Genomic DNA, 26,935 nt, shown 5'->3' with positions numbered 1-26,935 from the left:
GTTTAATGTTTCGCTTTAACCGTGAGTTATCACATTTTGCTGCACAAGCGCGTCCAGAATATCTGAAGGCATAGTACCGCTTAACGTCAACTGAGGTGCGAGGTCTTCAACCACTATCACTTGCTCTGTGGTACCTAGGCCATCAGGATTGATGGTTAACTCAACATCATTCCCTTCTAACTTGGCATCAACATGCTGCAACAATGTGGTCATATTCACATTCGCGTCTTTCAGTTCAGGTAATACTTCACGCAAGTCAATCTGGTCACCTTCGGCTAAATTGAAGTCAGTGATCGTATCTTCGACACCATCCTCAATGTTCAGCCAGACAAATGAATCCATACCATCACCACCGGTCAGGATGTCTGAGCCTCCACCACCGATCAGGGTGTCGTTTCCATCGCCACCAACAAGCGTATCATCTCCTGAACCGCCCTCAAGACGATCATTGCCAGATCCACCAGTAAGGTTGGTATCAAAGCTACTCGCTAAAAGTTGCACATCCTCTGTTTCAGAAGACAGATCGAGGTCTCTTGGGTTCGCGACAATATTGAGGTTGAGATCAATGTTTTGAGATATCGCAATATCGTTATTGTCCGTTTCCTCAGATACCGCCTCAACCTTCAATGTGTAGTTACCAGGAGTTAACGGCTTACCAACGGATGGTTGCTCGACGAGTCTGAGACTATCAATCGCATCAGCCGTCGCTATCCAAGTGTCACCTACTAGCGAAACTGCACCCGCATCACTGGTTACGTCAACACCGTCCGGAACATCACTGATCTTCAGCGTCAACTCTTCAGTAATATCCGTCAATGCAGCGACAATTCCGACTAAAGCGACTCCACTATTAGCGACCACTGATGAGCTCGTTGTAATGTTTCTCACGTAGTTGAATGCCGGGTCAATCAACAAGGTTGGCGCATTCGCCACTGGTGTCACCGCGATGTTATAAACAACCGGTGCCGTTTCAATAGCGATACCAGAAGGATTACCGCTGTCTTTGGCGGTGACCTCTAAGCCGATGTTGTTGGTTGGAGCCAAGCTTGCATCAAGGTAAACCCCATTCGGGCTGGTCGGTGTGTCAATCAAGGCATTCAGATCGCTCAGCGTCCCTACTAACGTCACCGAACCACTATTGTCACCATTAACGGTCACACTAGTACCAGCAGGTAATGATACGGAAAGTGTTCCGTAATCAACGGTCAGCGTTACTGTCATCAAGTCATTAGCAAAACTATCGACATAATCAGGGTCACTGACATTAATACCACTAAGCAGTTGTCCTGCGTCTTCATCAATCAACGTAGTGACACTGTCACCATTAACAACAGGAGTATCGTTCACTCCTTGCACCACGGCAGTGATTTCAGCGGTATCGGTTAGGAAATCATTAACGCCATTCGTTGTCCCGTCATCCTCTACGGTATAAGTAAACTTAACATCACCGTTGTATTCATCTGCTGCGGTAAATACCCAGTAAGGGCCAGTAATCGTAGCATCATCTGCCCCACCGACGTTTTCAAAGCGTTGCAGTGTGCCTTGGCCTTGATCGAGCACCAGATTAGTCACGGTAATCGTGTCATTTTCCGGATCGGTCGTCGCTGCAATCAAATCCTCTTCCTTGATGATCAATTGACCTTCTTCGAGGATGGTGCCCAAGTCGATATCCGTAGCATCTGGTTGATCATTCACTTCCGTCACGACAGCACTGATCTCAGCACTGTCGGTTAAGAAGTCATTGGCGCCATTGGTGGTACCATCATCCTCTACGGTATAAGTGAATTTCACGTCGCCGTTATATTCATCCGCAGCGGTAAATACCCAGTATGGACCTGTAATCGTCGCATCATCCACGCCACCTACATTTTCAAAGCGTTGCAGTGTGCCTTGACCTTGATCGAGCACCAGATTCGTCACGGTAATCGTGTCATTTTCTGGGTCTGTCGTCGCTGCAATCAAATCCTCTTCCTTGATGATCAACTGACCTTCTTCAAGGATGGTGCCTAGGTCGATATCCGCTGCGACAGGTGCATCATTCACTTCCGTTACGACGAGGCTAATTTCAGCACTGTCGGTTTGGAAATCATCCACGCCATTGGTTGTGCCATCATCGATAATGGAGTAATTGAATTTAACATCGCCGTTAAAATCGTTGTCGGCGACAAATAGCCAGAATGGACCGGTAATCGCTGCGTTGTCAGCGCCACCAGCATTTTCAAAGCGCGTTAACTGACCTTGTCCCTGAGTCAGGGTGACACCTGTTACCGTGAGGTTGTGGTTTTCAGGGTCAGAACTTGCTGCAATCAAATCACCTTCAACAATGACTATCTGACCATCTTCAGCAATCGAGCCTAAATCAACGTCTGTCGCGATAGGCGCGTCGTTTACTTCCGTCACCTTAATCGTGAAAGTCGTCTGGTTAGTCTGTGCAGTATTCGGATCCGCTGGGTCAATAAGACCATTGTTACCGCCGTCATCGAGTGTTGCGTTGATTGTCACCAACCCACTCTGGTTGAGGTAGTTCTGGTCTGGATCCGGCTTAAAGGTCACCGCACCATTGGTCAATGCCGTATTGATGTCAGCTTCTTTACCGGTGATGACCAGTGAACCGTCAGGTTGCAGTACAAACGTCACATCTGGAGAACTTGTAAACTCAAAGACACCCTGTGCTCCTGGCAGTGTTTGGTCAATCTCCAACGTCAGCGTATACGGTGCATCTGGGTTATCAAAACTTGCGTCTACGTCGTAGATACTAAAGTTATTAATCGCCACACCAGTTGAGTCTTCTTGCGTTTCAATATTGGTAACGTTGACGAACGTTGGTTGATCGTTGATAGGGTCAATCACTAAATCAACATCGAAGCTGGTTGGTGTACCCAGGTATTCGGTGTTGTCTGCATCTGTGTCCACAGAGCGAACCGTGATTTGTAATGGACCAGTAATACCCAACGCATTACCTGTATCGCTGTTGTGTTGACCAGAATTGAATACGATCTTATCGAGTGACTGAGCCGAAACATCCAGTGTCCAAATCTGTGTGACAGGATCGTAGCTAGCCAACGTCGTACCGTCTGGGTAGTAGATAGAGGCATCTTGAGGCACACCAGCCACCTCAACACGAAGTGTCTCTGGCGCATTTTCGGTATAGGTGCCGCTGCCTGTTGCAGATAGCTCTTTATCCAAAATAGTCGCATTGATTTCGATATCAATGTTTTGGCCTTCATTGCCAGTAACAGAATCGGTTGGGTTGGTATCAACATCATCACCCACTGGCACCACATGCAGCTTAAAGCTTGGCAAATTCGATGCTGCAGTTGGCACGCCTAACAAGGATTCTTGAGTAAAGACAGCAACGCCAAATTCCGCCGTACCACTGAAGTTTTTAGGCGGTAGGATCGAAATCTCACTCAAATCAAATGACAACCCTGATGCTTGAGGAAGCTGAACACTCCACTCACCACCACCATTGTTCTTCACTGTATAAGCGGAGCTCGGATCTGCACTCATTAAGAAACCATCAGGCACACCAGTGAATTTAATCGAAACGAACTGCTCTGAGCCGTCTAGGTCAGTGAGCGCAATAGAAACAGGCCCCGTTCCCGATAGAGAAATAGCTTGATCTTCATTGCCCGTGATCTCAATGACATCAGGATCACTACCCGGCCCTGTTACAAGCACATCATCAACCACAGGGACAACTTCAAAGCTAACACTGGTGTTGAACGTATCAGTATCGGTTGCCGTTCCAACGGGAGACGAGGCGTCATTGTAAGTAGCGGTATCGGTTATTGTTCCGCTGATATTCACCTGTACTTGGTTAATATCATTCCCCGTTGGGTAGTTGAGAGCAGGACGGAACAATACATTGTCCAGAGCGCCGGCATTAATTTCCGCTTCATTGAAGGTCACGGACGTGCCAAGCGATACACCCGCGCTTGTGTAAAACGCACCGACGCTTGTGTCATCCAAAGTCAGCGTAATAGATGTGAATTTTTCGTCACCACCCTCAACCCCACTGACTTGGTCAGTAATGGTCGTGCTGAAATCAAGCTGAATGTAAGTATCTTCGTAACCCACCGGATCTTGTCCCGGTTGACCATCAGTATCAACAGGATTAAACGAGTCATCGAGCGAACCAACAACCGTTACATCAATGTCCGGGTTACCTTCAACGTCAGGAGCGACTTTAATCACGACATCGGTCACCAAGGTTTTCTCATCACCAGACAGTGTATCTTTGGTGACTATTGTGATTGGTAACCTAAAGTCGCCAGAATAGTCAGCAGGCAGATTAAGTAGCAGGCCAGAGAAATCCGTTGGAACACCCTGATCGACCGTTGTTTCAAATACATACTTCCCGTTTACGAAGTCAACATCACTGCCTCCTCCTAAACTGATTGGGAAAGTTATTCCTGGGGGAATGGTCACAGAGTCATCAATAATGATAGTTACTTGGTCTGTTGAAGCGTCTTCACCGGAAAATGTGATCAGACTATTTAGTGCCGTTCCCAAGTCTAACTGTGTATCCTCTACAGCATCGACAACGCTATCTGGTGTCATCGTAATATCTGCAGCCACCTCGTTCCCGCCAACAAGCACTTCTGGGAATGACAAGTTCACTTCGCCTTCCCTCTGAACCGCAGCTGATGACTCAGTTTCAGCGCCATCACCTCGATCAATCACGGTACTATAGATGGTCATCTTGATGTCATTGAAAACGCCTGGAACACCAGAAACTGGCGGAAACGCAAGGCCGCTTGGTGCACTAATACTAAACAGGTCTTCATTGGTTACCACCCAACGACCATTGCCTTCATAAGCAGCACCCATCACAACTAACTGATTGAGGACAGCATCTGATAACGCCGAGTCGTCCACATTAGTCAGTTGAATCACTAGCTGGTCAACCTCTTCGATAGCAGACGAAGCATCAGTTTCTTGGTATCGAATAACGAACTCATCCGTAACCGATGTGTTATCACTGTTGGTTGTGAATTTAAGAACACCAGTTAGAGCATTCGCGACCACTGTACTCAAGTCCGTAAGACCCGCGACCTCATCGACCACCAGTTTGTTACTCGCATCTTCAGGCTCAACCACAGGTCGCACACGAACATCAATTGAGCCCGTGATTGTCGCTGTTGCAATACCCTGACCTGGGTCAGTTGCGTCAACATATTCATGATCGCGTTCTTCAATCATGACAACCGTATTAAGCGTAAAATCGGTGCTCGAGTCTTGTTCCGGTGTTATCTGAATAAAATTATTGTTCAGTGCTATCTGAGTGAACGCTTCTGGAGTCTGCCCAGCCTTAGGTGTGATGGTTAGCGTTCCGGCCACGGCATCGTAGTTCCAAATCACATCACCGTTTACAACCACACTGGCAACACCACTTGGAATGCCACTGATGACGATTGAAGTGAAGTGCTCATCATCGTCAATGTAATCAGTGCCCTCTGGGTGCCAATCAATGTTGATCGCCGTATCTTCGTCCCCACGAGTCACAGTATTGTAGGTTGCAGATGTATCAATCCTAGGCTCAACTAATATGCGAATTTCCTGATCAAAAGAGAGCGTATGGCCATCATTCTCTGTCACGATCACTTTACCTTGGATATGAATATTCTCCGTTGACGAATCAACAGGTCTAATACGGATACCTGAAGTTTTCCCCGCTTCAGTGATGTTCGCTTCGTAGATAGGTTTAGATAGATCAGGGCTACCGCCCGGTCCCGTTTCATAACCAACAAAGTTCAAGTCAATCACTGTACCATCGCCATCTTCCAGAATAACGCCGTCTGGGATGCCTGAAAGAATAACCGTTATCGACTCTGAACCATCGTCCGGTAATGGTGTTGTACCGCTATCTGGTCTTCTCTCGCCCGACAATACAGTGAAATCGAGCTCAGCAAAGCTATCGCCATTTTGGCTCTCTTGAATTGTGGTTTGAACGCCAGATGTTGTGCCATCGGTGATTGCTGTCCAAGCCGTACCGTTTGTACCGCCATAAGGAGTATCAGCAACACCTTTCACTTCAACGTTTACCGTTTTAGTTCCTAATATTTCTTCATCGACCTGAGGCCCAGAAGAAAGGTTCGCGGTATCTTTGACAACACCAGTAACCTCAAACGTAAAGTCGACATTGCTGTGTTTAGCCGGAACGATCTCTACATTGGCTAAGTCGGAATACGCCACTTCCTGATAATCGACACCATTAATGGTGATTGTAGGAACCGGAGTAGTGGTTCCTAGGAAATAAAGCACCGCTCCTTCGGTAATATTGCTGATGCGAACAAACAGCTCTTCGGAGCCATCAGCGTCCACCGAGCCATTCATGGTGATCACTTCATCCAACGTGAAGGCATCTTTGTTGGCCAGAGGACCTAGGTAGTCTGGATCAGCAATATTGTCTTCATTAATACGAATTCGATTAACGCTGAACGAGCCAGGGTCCGCATCGGCTGTCACATCAATGATAATGTTTTGCTCTACAGAGCGAGCCGTTGTCTTATCATTTGCCCCGCCGTTAGCCGAATCATCGTATGGGTTGAGCGTCTCCTCAGTAATTGCGGTTGCTTTGAACTCAATTTGTCCAGAGAAGTTGTCGATTGGATTAACCACGGTGCTATTGATATCTGCGGCAGCAATCGTGTAGACACCATTGACCGGCGTTAACACATTGCCATTTTGATCCAACAGCTCAAACTTCCCATCACCCTGAATCGCTTCAAGCTCATAGGTAATGGTCTCGGTACGGCTGTTATCTTGTGACTCTGCGTTCAGCTGCAGCGTCACATTGTCTTCATCTTCATTCACTTGATATTGATACGTGCTATTCACATCATCCCAAGTGGCGATGTCGGCTACCGCTTCAATTTCAATTCTAAAGTTTGAGGTTACGGTGTGGTCTAGCGAACCATTATTATCAATCTCAAGTTCGTAGTTGATTCGCACACCATTGTCATTCGAACCGTAGTTTTGGTCTGGAACAAAGAACAAATTATCGATTGTCGCGATGATGTCTAATGGTTGGTTCGTGCTTGGAGCAAAGCTCTGCTGCATTTGAGGTGGACCAAACAAGATATCACCGTTTGGTTCTGCGACTAACTTGTGATACTCCACGCCGTCAAAGTAATAGAACGTCCCTCTGTGATTACCACTTTGAATCGTCAGTTGGCCGATAGACTCGCTGTTATCTTGGTCCTTCAGGTTAACCTGCAGCGCAATTTGTGCAGGGGCATCAGGCAAACCGCTTTGATTATCTTGAATATTCTCTAGGCTTGGAGCATCGCCCGTTGCGTAAGGGATTGTCGAATCTCTACCCGCATCCTCAAACGTAGTCACCTTGAGCGATACTGCTGAAGACTCTTCATCGGTGATCGTGATATTCAAAGGCGTTGATGACGTATCTAAATCACCGTCTGTCGCAATCACATTGATCGAGAAGTCGATGGTGTCTCCATCATGATCGAGATAATTAGTGGCTCTAAACTCCACTTCACCATTTGAATTAATACGTAATCTACCAAGCTCACGAGTATCTATACCGCCACTACCATCATCGGTTTGTTCATACACTCGTACTTGCTGGACACCACTGTTTAAATCAAAGCTGCTACTGTATGGCCCATTGTTTCCTGTTCGGAACACGATGTCTGCGCCATTGCTGGTAATACCCTCTATGCGAGTCAGCGCTGCATCATCTGCGCCCACATCTGTCGCATTCGCAAACATGTTAACTTTGGAATTACCATAACCTTGGCCTTCAATTCGAGTGATCGATTGAGTAGTCACCAATGGCACATCATCGGTTACCGTAATAGTCAGATCGATCGCGTTCGATTTGTCTTGGTCAAAATCTTCGGCCACGACGGAAAAATCAAGCTCGATGGTGTTTTCATTCGCGCCATCAGGGTGCTTAAGCGGTTTAAACAGCTCAAATTGATAACTGTTGTTTGAGGTATCGAAAATGATTTCAAACACAGGTTGATTGCTGGTTACCGTCTGAGCAACATAAGTGAAGGTTGTGCCATTTTGTGAAACAGGCAGCCACTCCAGGCTTTCGCCATCAGAGGTTAAGCCTGCGATAACTAAGTTTTCATCGACCAGTTCATACTTAACAACGCCATCTGCACCTTCGTCGACTGTAAATAGACCATTGATAATGGTGTCTTCAGATTGATCCGAGCCAATCCCAGCAAGATCATCTTCATCAACCACCGTCTCACCCGTTGGCGCACTCATTACGGGCACGTCATCGAGTACTTCGATTGGCAATACATACTGATTAGAATCGTCACCATCGCCATCAACAGCCACCACATCAAATGGAATCGTCAAGGTATTGGAATTTGGGCTTGTTGGATGGTTCAGAGGACCTAGCAACGTAAACGTATAAGAGCCATCATTCGCTAGTGCGAGCGTGAAGATAGGAGTTCCGCTTGTCGTCGTACCTTGATAGGTCGTTGTGTTCGCAGCTCCAGTGACTTCTGTAATAGAAATCGCTTCAGTTCCAGAGGTCAATGTCGCTTCAAGAGCAGAGATATTACGCAGTTCGTAAACCTCAACTTGGTCAGCACCTTCTGTGGTAACAAATGCACCTGTTGCTTGAGAAACCACGGATCCAAGATCATCCTCATCAACCATAAATGTGCTAGTCGCTGTCGTATCGGTAATGACAGGCACATCATCGGTGATAGTAACGGTCAGAGGTTTCATCACAGAATCGGTATTGTCTTGGTCGACTGCGATCACTGGTAAAGTGAAGATTTGATCGTTGTTGCCTTGTACAGGCAGATGATCGAGCTCTTCCAACAAAGTGAAGGTGTATTCGCCTAGCACCACACTACTAAAAGTGATGGTAAAGATATCCGTTTGAACACCTCCACTTTCAACGAAGCCAATATAGGTTCCGCTGTTGGCTGGTTCTTCTTTAAGCTGAACCACTAAGCCATCCGATTTCAATTCACCAGACGTGTTGAACTGAGTGGTATCAATACGGAAATGACTCACATCATCACTTCCTGCTGTGAAAGTAATGGTTTCAGTTTGGCTCACAGGTAAGCTCGGAGATGAGCCATCCACGAGATTCGCTTCTTCCAATGCAACCGTTGGAACCGTATCAATTACCGGTGGAGCACCATCTGAAATCGTCAGTGTCACTGTCGAAGTAACAATATCGCCGTCTTTATCTTCTGATGTCACGGTAATCGTCTTAACGATGTCACCACCAGAATGATTCAGATTTCGATTAGGCTCAAAGCGCACATCGCCTTCAAGCGTGATAAACAACGAACCTTCTGTAAATACGAACTCTTGCTCACCAGTATTGGTTTGCACTAGAGATTCTTCAGGCTGACTACCATAAGTAAATTTGGTTATGGTGGCGCCATCAGCACTTTGCGCAGGCATCACATCAAATGTCGTTGTAGTTGGCGTACCCGTACTTGGCTCTGTGATGCTAACAGCACCAGATTGCATCAATTGAACATCATCACTGATGGTCACAGAAAGCGGTTTAGACGCTGAAATATCGCCATCAGTGTCTTGTGCATATACCGACAAGTCAAAGCTGAGGTCGTTGTTTCCTAATCCGTCGACATGATCCAAACGCTCTAACAAAGTAAACGTGTACTCACTCGGGTTAGTGTTATCAAATTCTAAGGTGAAGATAACTTTCTCAGCGCCCGAGCCATCCGTTGTGAATGCTATGTAATCACCTGAACCAGCAGGCTCTTCACGCAAGCTCAATTCAAGACCATCAGACTTCAATACACCACTGGTATTAAACAGCCCTACTTCGACGACAATCTTCTCGATGTCATCACTGCTCGCGAGTGAAGTAATGGTTTGAGTCACGCTGACTGGGCTGCCACTCGGTGTTGAACCATCAGCCAGTAAGCTTTCAGACAAGCTAACACTCGGCACGACATTTAACGTTGGTCCATCACCATCAACGATAGTGAGTGTGACCGTTGAAGAGGAAATATCCTTATCAAAATCAGATGAAGTAAACTCAATCAGCTTAACAATGTCGCCCGCTGAGTGGTCAAGATTACGATTTGGTTCAAACCTTACATCGCCATCCAAAGTGACAAACAGCGAACCTTCAGTGAAAACAAATTCCTGCTCACCGCTGATGTTTTGATTTAAGGTAATCGCAGACCCACCGTCATAAGTGAACTGTGTAATGGTCGCCCCATCAGCACTTTGCGTAGGTAAAACATCAACCGTCGAGGTAGTTGGTGTGCCAGTATTTGGCTCTGTGATGGTTAACGTGCCATCTTGCATCTGTTGAAGGTCATCTTGAATGGTGACAACAACATCACGCTTAACTGAGTCATCACCATCAGTATCAACCGCATAAACAGGTAAGTTGAAGTTAAGGTTGTTATTAAGTGCACCATCAAGGTGGTCGAGTGCCTCAATCAGCGTGAAGGTGAACTGACCTTTGTTAACACTATCAAAATCAATGGTGAATACATTAGTTACGTTACCAGCCCCATCATCAGTAAACCCGATGTAGTCGCCAGGTGAAGCAGGATCTTCTTTTAGCTGAACAACAAGACCGTTTGATTTCAGCACATCACCTGGGTTGAATTCGTTGGTCGCGATTCTGAAGTGGCTTAAGTCATCACTGCCCACAGTGTAGGTAATGGTTTGTGTTGAACTCACCGCAGAACCACTCGGCGTTGAGCCATCTGCTAGGTTCACTTCCGATAAGTTCACGCTAGGAACAACATCGATGACCGGATCAATCCCGTCTTGGATCGTCAATGTGACATCCGCGGTATCAGTATCGTTATCAAAGTCGCTGGTCGTTACAACAATCGTTCTAACAATATCACCCGCTGAATGATCTAGGTTTCGATTTGGCTCAAAACGAACTTCGCCTTCAATCGTGATGTACAGTAAACCATCGGTTACAGTAAACACCTGCTCTGTCGATACATTCGGATCCAAGGTGACAGCAGTACCACCATCGTAAATAAATTGGGTGACCTTTGCGCCATCAGCACTTTGAGTCGGCATTACATCGATGGTTGGCGTAGTTGGAGTACCTGCCACTAGATCAGCCAGTGACGGCTCAACAATATTCAATGACCCGTCTTGTACACCTTGTACATCATCGGTAATGGTCACTGTCATTGGTGACATCGCAGACTCATCACCATCGGTATCCACTGCTAAAACAGGTACATCGAAGTTTAACGTGTTGTTCTGTAAGCCATCCACATGGTCTAACGCTTCAAGCAGTGTAAACGTGTATTGACCTAAATTGGTGGTTGAGAAACTGATCGTGAAGACGTTGGTTTCTACGTTAGCACCGTCTTTTACAAAGCCAATGTAGTTACCAGAGTTCGCTGGCTGCTCTTTAATCTCAACCTCTAATCCATTCGACTTCAAAGCCCCCGAAGTATTGAACTGAGCAGGGTCAATTCTGAAATGACTAACATCATCACTACCCTCGGTATAGGTAATCACTTGAGTCATCGATACTGGATTGCCCGTTGGCGCAGAGCCATCAGCCAGATCGACTTCAGAAAGACTCACACCAGGGATGACGTTGATGATTGGCAGATCGCCATCGGTAATGGTTAGCGTTACTGTCGAAGTCACCACATCACTATCAGAATCACTTGAACTGACCACTATCGACTTAACGATATCCCCGCCCGAGTGATTAAGATCGCGGTTCGGTTCAAAGCGAACATCGCCTTGCAGCGTGATATAGAGCGAGCCTTCAGCAACCACAAACTTCTGCTCTCCCGTAATGCTCTGGTCAAGCGTAAACACTGTGCCGTTGTCGTAATTGATTTGGGTGATTGTCGTGCCGTCTGCCCCTTCTTGATCAAGAACATTCACAGTCGTGGTTGTCGGCGTACCCGCGGCTAAATCAGCTACAGTCGGCTCTTCAATCGTAAACGCGCCATCTACCATGACTTGGATATCATCGGTAATCGTCACAGCAAGTGGCGACATGAGAGAATCATCGCCATCGCTATCGACCGCGTACACTGGCAAGTTAAACGTTAGGTCGTTATTACCTTGAATTGGTGTATGGTCAATCGCTTCGATAAGCGTGAAGGTGTATTCACCTAAAGTCGTGCTGCTAAATGCAAGAGTGAAGACTGTAGTTTCTACATTTGAAATGTCTGTGGTGAAGCCAATGTAGTTACCTGAACCCGCTGGCTCTTCTCGAATCTCAATAACCAAGCCATCAGATTTCAGCGTACCGCCGGTATTAAACTCACTCGGCTCTAAACGGAATTTCTCCACATCATCACTTTGATTAGTGAAAGTGATGGTTTCTGTTTGGCTAACCGCACTGCCGCTTGGTGATGAGCCATCAGCCAGATCCGCTTCTTCAAGAGCAACACTCGGCACCGCATCGATAGTCGGGTTATCGCCATCGGTTATGGTCAACGTAACAGTCGCGGTCACCGGATCATTATCAAAGTCATTGGATGTCACGACTATCGACTTAACAATGTCCTCGCTCGCGGAATGGTCTAAGTTACGATTGGGTTCAAAGCGCATCTCACCTTGAAGGGTGATGTACAACTCACCTTCTGTGAAACTGAATTTCTGCTCGCCTACGATACTCTGATCCAACGTTTTAACGATGCCACCAAAAGAAAACTCAGTAACTGTCGCACCATCGGCACTTTGGTTTGGCATTACATCAATGGTATTGGTTGTTACCGTACCATCAGCCAGATTTGGCTCAACAATATCTAACGTACCGTCTTGCATGATTTGAACATCATCGCCGATGGTTACATTCAGTTGAGACACCAAAGAGTCATCGCCATCGCTGTCTACCGCATAAACCGGAAGATCAAAGCTCAGATCATTGTTCGCTAGGCCATCTGCATGGTCTAACGCTTCCAATAGAGTAAAGGTGTATTCACCAAGGTTCGAGGTCGAAAAGCTAATCGTGAACACTGGAATTTCAGTGTTTGAACCATCGGTAATGAAACCGATATAAGTGCCCGGATTCGCTGAATCTTCTTTTATCTCGACCGCAAAACCATTCGATTTCAGTGCCCCACCAACATTGAACTCGGTAGGTTCAATACGGAAACGGGTCACATCATCACTTTGATTAGTAAAAGTAATCGTCTCAGTTTGACCTACAGCACCGCTACTTGGCGCTGAGCCATCAGCAAGGTTGGTTTCAGACAGAGTAACACTTGGCACCGTATCAATGGTCGGGATATCACCATCGGTAATCGTCAGGGTGACTGTCGAGGTCACTGTATCTTTATCGAAGTCACTTGAGGTGACCTCGATCTGTTTAACGATATCTCCGCCAGTATGGTCGAGATTACGGTTCGGCTCGAAGCGAAGCTCACCTTGGATAGTGATATACAGTGAACCTTCAGCAACAACGAACTTCTGCTCGCCAGTATTGTTCTGGTCAAGCGTTAATACAGCCCCGCCATCATAAGTAAATTGTGTGATGGTCGCGCCGTCTGCCCCTTCTTGATCAAATACATTAACGGTAGTTGTCGAAGGTGTACCCGCAGCCAAATCAGCAACCGTTGGCTCGACAATATTTAGAGCTCCGTCTTGCATGATTTGAACATCATCACCGATGGTCACATTCAACTGTGACACCAATGAATCGTCGCCATCGGTGTCTACCGCATAAACAGGAAGGTTAAAGCTAAGATCGTTGTTCGCTAAACCATCCACATGGTCTAACGCTTCCAATAACGTGAAAGTGTATTGGCCGAGGGTAGTACTAGAGAAACTGATCGTGAACACGTTGGTTTCGACGTTCGAACCATCAGTCACAAAGCCGATGTAACCACCTGGTTTGCTTGGGTCTGCTTTTAGCTCAACCACCAGCCCATTTGATTTGAGCGACCCACCAACATTGAATTCTGTCGGTTCAATACGGAAGCTCGCCACATCATCACTTTGATTGGTAAAGGTAATAGTCTCAGTTTGACTTACCGCGGCACCGCTTGGCGTAGAACCATCACTCAAATTAGTTTCAGATAAAGTAACGCTCGGTACATTGTCGATCGTTGGAATGTCACCATCAGTAATAGTCAACGTCACCGTAGAAGTAACAACATCACTATCTGAGTCGCTTGAAGTCACGACTATCGACTTAACAATGTCTCCACTTGTATGGTCGAGGTTACGATTTGGTTCAAAGCGCACATCACCTTGCAGCGTGACATAAAGCGAACCTTCAGCAACCACAAACTTCTGCTCTCCCGTATTGCTCTGGTCAAGCGTAAACACGGTGCCGTTGTCATAATTGATTTGGGTGATAGTCGTGCCGTCTGCCCCTTCTTCATCAAGAACATTCACAGTCGTGGTTGTCGGCGTACCCGCTGCTAAATCAGCGACAGTCGGCTCTTCAATCGTAAACGCGCCATCTACCATGACTTGGATATCATCGGTGATCGTCACAGCAAGTGGCGACATTAGAGAATCATCGCCGTCGCTATCAACCGCGTACACTGGCAAGTTAAACGTTAGGCCGTTATTACCTTGAATTGGTGTGTGATCAATCGCTTCTATAAGCGTAAAGGTGTACTCACCTAAAGTCGTGCTGCTAAATGCAAGTGTGAAGACAGTAGTCTCGACATTTGAAGTGTCTGTGGTGAAGCCGATGTAGTTACCAGAACCCGCAGGCTCTTCTCGGATCTCAATCACCAAGCCATCAGACTTCAGAGTACCACCAGTATTAAACTCAGTCGGCTCCAAACGGAATTTTTCAACATCATCACTTTGGTTGGTAAAAGTGATAGTTTCTGTTTGGCTAACCGCACTGCCGCTTGGTGATGAGCCATCAGCCAGATCCGCTTCTTCAAGAGCAACACTCGGTACCGCATCGATAGTCGGGTTATCACCATCAGTAATAGTCAAAGTAACGGTTGATGTCACCGGGTCGTTATCAAAGTCATTCGACGTCACGACTATGGACTTAACAATGTCTTCGCTAGCGGAGTGGTCTAGATTACGGTTTGGTTCAAAGCGCATGTCACCTTGAAGCGTGATGTACAACTCACCCTCTGTGAAGCTGAATTGCTGCTCCCCCGTGTCATTTTGGTCAAGCGTTCGAAGTTGACCGTCATAGGTGAACTGAGTAATCGTCGCGCCATCGGCACTTTGGTTTGGCATCACATCAATGGTGTTGGTGGTCACCGTACCGTCAGCAAGATTAGGCTCGACGATATCTAAGGTGCCATCTTGCATGATTTGAACATCATCACCGATAGTCACATTCAGTTGAGACACAACAGAATCATCACCATCGCTGTCTACCGCATATACTGGAAGATCAAAGCTCAGATCATTGTTCGCTAGGCCATCCACATGGTCTAGCGCTTCAAGTAAAGTAAAGGTGTATTCGCCAAGCGTGGTGGACGAGAAGCTAATGGTGAACACTGGGATTTCAGAGCCAGAGCCGTTAGTAATAAAACCGATATAAGTACCCGGATTAGAAGAATCTTCTTTTATCTCGACTGCAAGCCCTTGGGACGTCAGTGCACCGCCGACATTGAACTCGGTTGGCTCAATGCGGAAATTCGCCACATCATCACTACCAGAAGTAAAGGTGATCGTGTTGGTTGCGCTTACTGCACTTCCACTTGGTGAAGAGCCATCAGCAAGATTGGTTTCAGATAAAGTAACAGGTGGAATCAGATTGATTGCCGGATTTTGACCATCGGTAATACTTAACTCAAGCGTTGATGTATCAGTGTCGCCATCACCGTCTTCGGCTAAGAATGAAAACTGTTTGATGATAGTTTCGCTACTTGAATGATCGATATCACGAGCAACCTCAAAACTGAAATCACCGTTAAGCGAGATAGTGACCACGCCCTCAGTGAAACTGAAGGTTTGAGGAGCATAAGGCAGTAAGCTTTGATCTAGTGAATAATCAACACCATCGTAGTTGAATGATTGAATTGTCGAACCATCCGCACCTTCGAAATTAAACAGGTTATACGAAACAATAGTATCGCCCGCTAAAGTTGGCTCAGTAACTGACTCAACCTTATCAACGAGCTCAACAACATCATCTGTGACATTGACGAGAATCTCAGCGGCTTCTGGTGTACTCGAACCGCCAGATAGTGCTGAACGGTCTCCATCCGCGTCAACGGCATAAATAGGCAGAGCAAAGGTCAACAACGCGTCTTCAGCGCCTTGGTGAGAAAGCTCTTCGTACAGAGTGAATTCATAGTTCCCCAATGACGGACTATCAACTTTAACGTCAAAGACCGTAATTCTAGAGCCATTGACTTCAACATAGCCTTCGTAAGTTCTTACACCGTTAGTTTCATCAATAAGCTCAAGCAATACGGCTTCGCCATTAGACGTTAAAGAACCACCAGTATTAAACTCCGTAGGTTCAAGCTCGTAATGATCGATGATGTCGCTTTCAAAAATATCGGCAGTGATGCTTCCGCTACCCGCTACGGGCGCGGTTCCCTCTTGAGACCCACCAACAATACCAGCTTCATCAACATCAATACTGTCGACATTGGTAATGACTGGTTTATCACCATCAGAAATAGCGAGGTTGATGGTATTGGTTACGATATCTTGGTCAAAATCGGTAACCGTGATTGGCAAAGAGAAAGACAACGAATCAGTACCAACTTGCTCTATTGGTCTCAATTGCTCAAATCGATAGGTGCCGTCAGTATCTAAGCTAACGGTTAAAATAACATCGCTACTACCTTGGATTGACAGTGTGATGGTACTTCCATCAGCAGACAAAGATGCAACGGTCGCCTGATTGTCACTGAGTACGCCATCAAACTGTTCTAATGCACTTGCATCGAAGACTGCTGATTGAAGGTTATCACTACCAATATTTGAAAACGTGCCTTCAATTGCAGCACTGCTTGTTTCAACGTTACTGATATTCACACTTTCAGCAGACGGATCTACCCCGTCAAAGACGGTCACTTGCGCATTGATAGGTGTGACAAGCTGATTACCTGCGGTATCTTGGCCCTGTATGTCAAAGGCGATGTTGATTTGGTCGCCCGTAAAGGAAACCTGACCGCCACCAATCGACGGAACATGATCTATCGGTTGGGAAACAGTTGTGGTCAGCGATAATTCAACGTCATTTCCAACACTCACGGCATCAATATCGATGCGCAGTACTTCATCTGTACCTTGAACACCAATAATCGAATTGGAGGCTGAATCAAACGTAAAAGTTACCGGTTGGCCACTAGAGGTAATGTCGCTATTAAGTTCACTAAGGAGCGAAGCGAGAGAAAGTGTTTCTGGAGCAAAAGAATCTGGGTCAAGCGCTAAGCTACCCGCAACAACGGTATCAGTAACCGTCACCGATTGAGGGTAAGTATTGCCTGAAATGGAACCTTCTGTCAGTGTTTCAGCGATGGATTGACCACCCGATGAGAGCGTGATCGATCTGAGCTCTTCTCTGTCTTCATCAACAGATTGATCTTCTAGACCAGAAGTTTCAAAGAAAGTCGAAGGATGAGTTTCTATGTAGGTGTAATCTATAGTAACAAAGCCTGCGTTTGCAGAACCCTGACCGCCACCAGCAGCCGTTGCTTCTAGGATTTGAGTTGGATCGGCACCGGCTAAAATGGCATCTTGAATCGCCGCAAGGTCGTCATCGTTAAATAATTCATCGTCAGCTTGTGCCAAGTCAATATTCACTTCTCCGGCGATTGGCGCATCTGCCCATGCCAACTCGGGGTCGACACAACCGACACAATTCTCACCAACCTCAACAACGCCATTAGGTACGCCTAAGAAAAGTTCTGCATCATGTGCAGTAATAACAATCTCGTTTTCACGGATGATATCGCCAACCGAAACTTTTCTGGCACTGCCGTCAGGCTTAACTACAACCACATTTCCGCTAGTAGCTTCAACAACTACAGTCTGACGCGAAACTTCGATATCCATATATCCCCCGATGTCACAAATCGCTTCTTAAAGAGCGGTGAACATTATTTGTAATAGCAATCTCAGGTTTGATTAACTTATCTCTCACTTCTACTAATCACCTTCAGATGATTAGTAGAAGTGGCAGAAAAGAGAATAAATTTCACCTGTTTTTTTATAGTTTACTTACCTTTAAGCCTAGTCTTCCCCATAAAAAATGCCATGTCTGTGCTAGTAGACGCCTTCTTACAAAGAAGTCTATTTTCTAAGGGTTTCCAGAACACTAGTTAAAAGTTAATAGGGTACTGATTTATATGCAAATAAACTCACAACAATACGCACCTCTGAATTTCATAAATTTATACCGCAATAAAGTTAACAAATCATTAGCGAAAATAAGGCATTAATTGAAGTGAGCTATGCATCAACAACTAAACAGCAACAATTCCCATCTTTGAGACAGTAAGCAGGCTATTGATTTATAGAAACCACAAAAAACCAATAAAATAAGTTGCATAAGAGATATTTGGCAGCAGATTAACCAACTTTTCCCATAAGCGTTATGGGGCTTTGTGATAGCTCAGTCAGTTGGATGGTTAGAAAACAAAAAAAGCCCACTAAGTTGAACCTTAGTGGGCTTTAGAACCAGTATATAGCGTTATGCTGTTACCGATGAAACATTATGATTTAGCGAGGCGATTTGCAGTCCAAACATAAAGCAGCTCAAGCGCAATCGTCGCACCAGCTAACGCTGTAATTTCGCTTTGGTCATACGCTGGAGAAACCTCTACAACGTCCATACCAACCATGTTGATGCCCTGCAAACCGCGGATGATTTTCAGAACTTTATCTGAGTTCAAACCACCACACACTGGCGTGCCAGTACCCGGCGCAAATGCAGGATCCAGACAGTCGATATCAAACGTCAGATACACTGGCTTGTCACCAACAATACCTTTCACTTGAGCAATGATCTCGTCTACGCTCATGTCGTTAGCTTGCATCGCGTTAATTACGTTGAAGCCATGACCTTCTTGTTTGTACTCGGTACGAATGCCGATCTGCACCGAATGTTCTGGCGAGATAAGGCCTTCGTTTGGTGCATGGTAGAACATGGTGCCATGGTCGTAACGGCTGCCTTGATTGTAGGTGTCTGTATGTGCATCGAAGTGGATCAACGCCATCTCACCGTACTTCTTGCCGTATGCTCTTAGCAAGGGCAATGTAATGAAGTGATCACCACCTAAACCAAGCAATGTTTTTCCACTGCTTAAAATCGCATCAGCTGCAGCTTCCAAACGCTGAGTTAGGTCTTCTGCGTCACCGCAATCAAACACAAGGTCGCCAGCGTCAATCACCGAGGTATGTTCAAATACATTGAAGTCCCACGGGAATTTCTTACCTTCCCACGCCAAGTTTACCGATGCACGACGAATCGCATCAGGGCCCATGCGAGCGCCCGGACGACCAGATGTCGCCATATCTAGCGGCGCACCTAATACAACCACATCAGCATCATTATCGATTGGGTTTTGCACCAAAGGACGACGCATAAATGTCATCGCATTGGAGTACAGCGAGTAATCTGGTTTCGTAAATAGATCGTTCATTAAAAATCCTCAAGATAGGTGTAACCCATCAAGCCTTGCTCTAACTCTTCAAGTACGCTTTGCTGCTCTTGCGCTGGTACTTTCGCCGTTACCAATTCTTTGTAGTTCTGACGAATTAGGTCCATATCAATGTGAACGTAACGCATCATGTCTTCTACTGTGTCGCCTTCGTTGATGTAATCGATGTTCGCTTCACCGCTTTCGTCAACGTTGACCACTACACTGTGCGTATCTCCAAATAGGTTATGCATATCTCCCAAGATCTCTTGGTACGCCCCAACTAGGAAGAAGCCCATTAGGTATGGTTCATCTGGATTCCACGCTGGCACTGGCAATGTTGTTTCAATGCCTTGACCATCAACATACTGGTCAATCGTACCGTCAGAGTCACAAGTGATGTCCAATACAACAGCGCGACGCTCATCCGCATTGTCTAAACCGCTCAATGGCAATACAGGGAATACCTGATCAATACCCCAAGCGTCTGGCAATGACTGGAATAGTGAGAAGTTCACGAAGAACTTGTCTGCTAAACGCTCACTCAACTCATCCAAAATTGGACGGTGGTAACGGTTCTTAGTACTCATACGAGTGCTAAGCTCGTAGTTGATACGCAAAGACATCTGCTCAGCCCAAGCACGGTGCTGAAGGTTCAGCATACCGGTCGCAAATTGGTTGTGCGCTTCTGCAATATCACTCTGCGTATCGTTGTAGATCTCTATCAACGCACGGTCGTCGTTACCAGCATCGAGTTCTAAGAAGTTCTTCCACATGTTGTTAAGCAACAGCGGTGCGTCTGCTTCTGGCGCTGCCATGTCTTCCGGTGAGTAGCTTTCAGTACCAATCACGTTGGTGATCAACACAGCATGGTGCGCAGTCAGTGAGCGACCAGACTCCGAAATAATCACAGGTTGTGGCTGATTGTAGAGTTTACAAATATCCCCTACTGTCATCACGATGTTACGAGCGTACTCAAGCAAGCCGTAATTCATTGAGTTTGAAGATTGGCTACGTGTGCCGTCGTAATCGACTGCCAAGCCACCACCAACATCTAAGAACTTCAGTTGAGCGCCAATATCACGCAGTTCACAGTAGAAACGAGCCGCTTCACTCACGCCATTTCGCACGTCACGAATGTTTGCCATTTGTGAACCTAGGTGGAAGTGCACAAGTTCAAGAACGTCCAGTTGGTCTTCTGCTTTCAAGCGTTCAATAACGGTCAATACTTGTGATGCAGACAAACCGAATTTCGACTTCTCACCACCACTTGCTTGCCATTTACCTGCACCTTGAGAAGCAAGACGAATACGTAAACCCAAACGAGGTTTTACGCCAAGTGCTTTCGCTTCAGAAAGAACAAGATCAAGCTCTGACAACTTCTCTAGAACGATAAATACTTTGTGCCCTAGCTTTTCGCCAATCAGAGCAAGACGGATGTATTCTCTGTCTTTGTAACCGTTACACACGATCACAGAACTCGCTTTTTGAGCCAGCGCCAATACCGCTAATAGTTCAGGTTTGCTGCCCGCCTCTAGACCTAGCTGCTTTTGCTCTAATTGAGCTTGGCTCGCTAAGATCTCATCAACCACTTCTTTTTGCTGGTTAACTTTAATCGGATAAACCAGTAGGTAGCGGTTGTCGTACTGATATTCTTCAATCGCTTGGTTAAATGCGTTACAGATATTGTGCACACGCTGATGCACTATTTGAGGAAAACGCACAAGAGCAGGTAAACCAATATTTCTTTGCTCTAACTGTTTTACGATCTTACTTAGTGGGACTTGATGATCCGTTTCGCTTGGTGAAACATACACTTCACCGTTGTCATCAATTCCATAAAAACCTTGGCTCCAGTGCTTTACATTATACTCAGCACGGATGCGTTCCAAATTAACCGAATTTTCCAATTCTAGAGACCTCACACTATAGGGCCATCGACAGAAGATACCTCTTTGGAATAGCGAGGTATAACCCAACAAAAAACGCTCAAAAACGATTTGTTGGCTGCATTAACCGATATTATGAAGAGCGAGTCCAACCATTGATATTTGTGGTTACGATTACGTTTTTTTATCGACATATCGACTAAAAGTGACAGGTAAGGAATTACAAGGTTTTAGGGCAAAAAGCAGGCTGAAGCGCATTAAATATAAAGCACTTTCTCATAAAAAATCAGGTGAATAAAATAGCATTCACACCTAAAATTCTTGGCTATTTTGGTGATGTTAAGTCAGGTTTGTGACAAATATCGGCACTTCAATATCACAACTCTCGCTATCACTAAGATAGTCAGTATCCTGTTCTTCCATACCTATTGATGAGTGTTAAATCATGTCCGAAATGTACACCACCTACGCAAAGCAATACGACTCTGCTGCTCGCGATAATATTTATAATGCCCTATTAGAACGCCCATCAACCATAGCCTTACTAGACGATGTTAAAGGGCTCGATATTGTCGACCTTGGTTGCGGCTCAGGTATATACGCACAGTGGTTTATCGACCAAGGTGCCAACAAAGTCACGTGTACCGACCTGTCTCAAGATATGGTTGACCTAGTGAACGGAAAACAAATCCCCAATGTGACCGCATACGCGCAAGATGCTGCTCTTGGTTTACCTAAGGAAGCTGATAACAGCGCTGATGTCATCGTGTGCCCATTGGTACTGCATTACATTGAAGATCTAAAGCCTGTCTTTGATGACGTGTATCGCGTTTTGAAACCGGGAGGCTACATCGTGTTTTCCACTCACCACCCTTTTGCGGATTTTGAGTGCACCCTTTCAGGTAACTACTTTGAGCGCGAATTCATTCGAGAAGAGTGGAACACGGTTGGAACCCCCGTTCAGGTAAGCTTCTACCGCCGTTCATTAACCGAGCTTTGCCAAGCTGTCAGTCAATCTGGCTTGCTGATTTCACAAATCACCGAAGGCACAATCGACGAGAAGGCCAAAGCCATCTCAGAAGAAACGTACGAGCGTCTATCGAAAAACGTTAACTTCATCTTTATGCGTTGCGAGAAAGTCTCAGCCTAACCCGCAATCAAATCGCGTGTGCCTTTGATTGCCCCAAAGGCACCTTTTATCTCCCTAACCAGTTCAACTCAGCACCTGCTCAACTGAACAAAAAACAAACTTTTCTTGTCCATATCTTGTATTCGATCCTAACTTCTTGTAATTTTAACTGACCAACCAATCGGTCAGCTTTCGAATTTAGGGGATACTATGAGCCATAATCTAGACCTTGAACCAAACACGTCGAGCACCAACGACATGGATCAAATATTCAACCGACAACAAGATCACTACCGTAACAACGTTAATCCAACACTTGAGCAGAGACGAAATGATCTCTCAGTCTTAAAAAAGCTATTAATGCGCTATCAAGAGCAGTTAATTGAAGCGGTATCTGAAGATTATGGCCATCGAGCAAAGCACGACAGCTTAATTGCTGACATCACCCCTTCCCTACACCAGATTAATTACAGTGATAAAAATCTTAAGAAGTGGTTGAAGCCTTCACGTCGTAAAGCCGGCTTGATGCTAACACCAGCCAAGATTACTGTGCATTATCAGCCAGTAGGTGTAGTTGGCATCATCGTGCCTTGGAACTTCCCAGTTATGCTCTCTTTGGGTCCTCTCATCACAGCATTGGCTGCAGGTAACACTGCAATGCTCAAGATGTCTGAGTTTACTCCTGCAACAAACCGTGTTTTGAAAGCGATGTTGGCCGAAGGTTTCAGTGAAGAACAAGTGGCGATCATCGAAGGTGAAGCCGACGTTTCTGCTAAGTTTAGCCAGCTGCCGTTTGACCATATCCTGTTTACAGGCTCAACCTCTGTTGGTAAGCACGTAATGAAAGCGGCAGCTGCTAACCTAACGCCGGTTACACTTGAGCTAGGCGGAAAGTCTCCGACCATCATTGCGCCTGATTTCGATGTCGCTGACGCGGTTGAACGTATCTTGTTTGCCAAGAGCTTAAATGCAGGTCAAATCTGTGTCGCACCGGATTACATCTTGCTTCCACGAGAGAAAGTCGATGCATTTATCACCGCTTACAAGCGCTACTTCAAGAAGCTTTATAAAGCAGGAATTGAGAGCAAAGACTTAACCTCAGTGGTTAATATGCGCCAGTACAATCGATTAAAAGGTGTAGTTGAAGATGCGAAGTCAAAAGGTGCTGTGATACACACCGTTACCGAGCAGGCACAAGACGACGTGAACCACAGAATGACACCGCACCTTCTCACCGAAGTGAATGATGACATGGTGGCAATGCAAGAAGAGTTGTTTGGTCCTGTGCTTCCTATCGTGCCGTATGATTCAATTGACGAAGCGATAAGCTACATCACAACAAGAGAACGTCCACTTGCGCTGTACCTAATGAGTCACGACAAGAAAACCCAAGACCGATTCCTATCGGACACTCATTCAGGCGGCGTTTGTATCAATGACTCTTTGGTGCATGTAGCAGCAGAAGACGCACCGTTTGGTGGTATTGGCCCTTCAGGCATGGGACACTACCACGGTATTGAAGGCTTCAAGACCTTTAGCCATGCAAAAACCGTGTTGACTCGAGGCAAGATCAACTTCACTAAGTTGATGCACCCTCCATACAACAACCCAATCAAAAAAATGATGTTCAAAGTACTGAATCGATGATTACAAAAAGGCAAAAAATCCTAGATGCTGCGCTCCTACTCTTTTCCCAACAAGGGTTAGAGGGCACATCTACTGGGCAAATAGCGAAGACCGCCGGTGTAGCAAAAGCGACACTGTTTCATCACTTTGAGAACAAATCTCTACTGATTGATGAACTGTTTCGTGAATTGAAAGTAGAGCTATTTTCTACTCTGGCTCAACACACAGAAATCGCTGAACAAAATCGCTATCAAGCCTTTAAATTCATGTGGATGACCGGAATTGAGTGGGCATTGGAAAACCCAGTCGCCATGAAATTCTTCACCAATGTGCACTTTGACCCAACGACTCAAACTCGTGAAGTCATTGTTTCACAAATGTTTGCGTCACTCGATGACATCATTTTGAAAGGACAACAAGCCGAAGAATTGATGGTGTTAGACATTAATCTCGTTAGACACTTCATCCATAGCCACTTTTTGATCTGTGCGAATTGGCTTGTTGATCAGCAAGAGCCGCAGCCAGAGCAGTCAGAAAAGTACATCAACGACAGTTTTGATATGTGCTGGCGTGCTATTGGTGGTCAAGCGCAGCCGTCCTGTTAGCTAGACTATCAGCGGGCTATAAGCTAGATACCCTGCTATTAAGTAGCGTCAAGTTTCATCGAATCAATAAAAGCGTCTCATCGGCGCTTTTATTATTTGGGTACATTTTAATCACTTCACCCTGTTGACTTTCTAAGCTCGCATTCAGTACCATTCCACCATCATTTCAAAAGAGAATAACGCCATAATGAAGTACTAACATCCTGACATCCGATTTATTTTTTAAAAATCATTTGGACACTCGGGGTTAGTGGGCGTTACTTCGTCATCTATTTTCGCGACATATTAAGCTCTTAAAGATCCGCCGATTAACGGCCTGCATCTTCCAGAGCACACCTAAAAGACAGAAACCATCTCAATACCGCTTTCTCTCTTTCATAGGTCATCTATCTAAGTAACGCCTATGGCGATCTGTTGTTAGCATCCAGCTGGATCTTGCACGAAAAGCGCCTCGCCCCTTTTACTCGTTTATACGTAAAGGGAGGTATTTTTATGCCTACTATCTTAGCCAATAATCTCTCATTCCAGCTCGATACTGGTGAGTGGCTATTTAAAGACATCACCTTCAATTTGAACTCGCGACTGACTGGCTTAGTTGGAAGAAACGGAGCCGGAAAATCGTTGTTACTTTCATTGCTCACAGGGCAAGTACAGCCGACATCTGGGAGTGTGTCTAGACAAGGCTCGGTTGGTTTCTACTCACAGTTGCCTTCAGAACTTTTGGATAGCACGATCAGCATTGCTGATTTCTTAGGTATCACGAATAAACTCAATGCCTTGCGAGCTATCGAACAAGGCAGCTGCGAGCTTCAACATTTTGACATCGTTGGTGACGATTGGGATTTGCAAGAAAACACTCAGAGGCTGTTAGCCAATCTGAAAATAACCAGCGAGTTGGCCACGCCATGCAACACATTAAGCGGTGGGCAACTTGCCCTTTTACAGCTTCATCAACTGTTTACGTCAGACCACAACATACTGATTCTCGATGAGCCGTCGAATCATTTAGACAGTGACGGGCACAGCTGGTTAATAGAACAGTGCCAACAGTTTGAAGGCAAAATACTGATGGTTAGCCATAACCGAAGCCTGTTGAGACACATGGAAGGGATCTACCACCTCAACAGTTTGGGGTTACGTTTCTATAAAGGAAACTACGATGACTACTTCAAACAAATGTCGAATCAGGCCGATGCACTAGATAAACAGATTGCTCATCACCAATCAGAAAAGAAACGACTGGATCGCCAAGCTCAAGCCAATAAAGAAAAAGCGCAACAGCGAGAGGCGCAAGGAAACCGACTGCGAAAATCCGGCAGTCAGCCAAAGATCTTAATGGATGCGATGAAAGACAAAGCCGGACGAACACAAGCAGCATCAGCCACTAGCCAAAATAACTTAAAGGAACAAAATCAAGATAAGCTTCAATCTCTTAAAGAACAAAAAGAGCAACTGAAACCGCAGGCCTTGTATCTACAACAGAGCAATAGCAAAAAAAAGAATTCGCTGTTAACGGTTGAAGATTGCCGACTTGAATATGGGTCTGGTACTGCTATCAATTTTTCTCTGTCACAAGGTGAACGCTGTTATCTCAGCGGCGCAAACGGCTGTGGTAAATCGACACTGTTGAAAGCGATTCACAACGAGCACTCGCACTACACCGGTACCATCAAACGCTTAGGATCTACGGTATACCTTGATCAACACTTTGGTTTACTGGATACCCATAACACCATGTTCGATAGCCTCATGACACATAGCGACGGGCTCACAGAGAGTGATGCTCGGACATTGTTAGCAGGCATCGGCTTTAGGCGTGATTCTGTGTACCGCAAAGTCGCTCACCTGAGTGGTGGAGAGAAAATGAAGCTAGCAATGTTGATTGTCAGCCACAAGCAAGACTCCCCATCACTGCTGCTTGATGAGCCAGATAATCATTTAGATATCGACTCAAAGCAGATATTGGCGTCAGCTTTGCGTGAATACCAAGGGGCTTTTATCTTAGTCAGTCATGACTTGGATTTTGTTGAGGAGGTCGGCGTTAGCCAAAATCGTATTCAGCTTGAACCTTGATACCAACGACCACTGAGCTTAGATAGGCGAGTATTGTTGCGGATACTCGCCTTTCTCGATTGAGACAAGTACACTACGCGCCTCGAACATCTA

General features: G+C 45.7%; 7 protein-coding genes. 4 read left to right on the top strand and 3 right to left on the bottom strand.

Annotation, left to right across the window (positions count from 1 at the left end):
* Window positions 1-15: 15 nt before the first annotated feature.
* The 3 genes from F0228_RS16555 to speA all read right to left on the bottom strand — a co-directional run bounded on the left by F0228_RS16555 (window position 16) and on the right by speA (window position 21,430).
* Complete coding sequence (locus tag F0228_RS16555; RefSeq protein WP_171762488.1) at window positions 16-17,934, bottom strand: retention module-containing protein; 17,919 nt, start codon at window positions 17,932-17,934, stop codon at window positions 16-18.
* Between the two features lie 659 nt (window positions 17,935-18,593).
* Window positions 18,594-19,523, bottom strand: a complete 930-nt coding sequence (gene speB, locus F0228_RS16550) for an agmatinase (protein WP_061032727.1) — start codon at window positions 19,521-19,523, stop codon at window positions 18,594-18,596.
* Window positions 19,523-21,430 carry an arginine decarboxylase gene (speA, locus tag F0228_RS16545; RefSeq protein ID WP_105057850.1) on the bottom strand — a complete coding sequence of 636 codons (1,908 nt, stop codon included), beginning with the start codon at window positions 21,428-21,430 and terminating at the stop codon, window positions 19,523-19,525. Before speA ends, speB begins: the two co-directional genes overlap by 1 nt.
* Before the next feature lie 424 nt (window positions 21,431-21,854).
* On the opposite strand from speA, the gene F0228_RS16540 reads away from it, so the two are divergent.
* The 4 genes from F0228_RS16540 (at window position 21,855) to F0228_RS16525 (ending at window position 26,842) form a co-directional block, all read left to right on the top strand.
* Complete coding sequence (locus F0228_RS16540) at window positions 21,855-22,559, top strand: methyltransferase domain-containing protein (RefSeq protein ID WP_061032728.1); 705 nt, start codon at window positions 21,855-21,857, stop codon at window positions 22,557-22,559.
* 189 nt (window positions 22,560-22,748) lie between these two features.
* Complete coding sequence (locus F0228_RS16535; RefSeq protein ID WP_086713539.1) at window positions 22,749-24,185, top strand: coniferyl aldehyde dehydrogenase; 1,437 nt, start codon at window positions 22,749-22,751, stop codon at window positions 24,183-24,185.
* On the top strand, window positions 24,182-24,769 hold the full coding sequence (locus F0228_RS16530; RefSeq protein ID WP_171762487.1) for a TetR/AcrR family transcriptional regulator: 588 nt from the start codon (window positions 24,182-24,184) through the stop codon (window positions 24,767-24,769). Before F0228_RS16535 ends, F0228_RS16530 begins: the two co-directional genes overlap by 4 nt.
* Window positions 24,770-25,261: 492 nt before the next feature.
* Complete coding sequence (locus tag F0228_RS16525) at window positions 25,262-26,842, top strand: ATP-binding cassette domain-containing protein (protein ID WP_171762486.1); 1,581 nt, start codon at window positions 25,262-25,264, stop codon at window positions 26,840-26,842.
* The last annotated feature ends 93 nt before the right edge of the window (window positions 26,843-26,935 follow it).

This window comes from Vibrio sp. 99K-1 (assembly GCF_013114585.1).
Lineage (GTDB): Bacteria > Pseudomonadota > Gammaproteobacteria > Enterobacterales > Vibrionaceae > Vibrio > Vibrio chagasii_B.
This window is presented reverse-complemented; position numbering and strand designations above follow the sequence as displayed.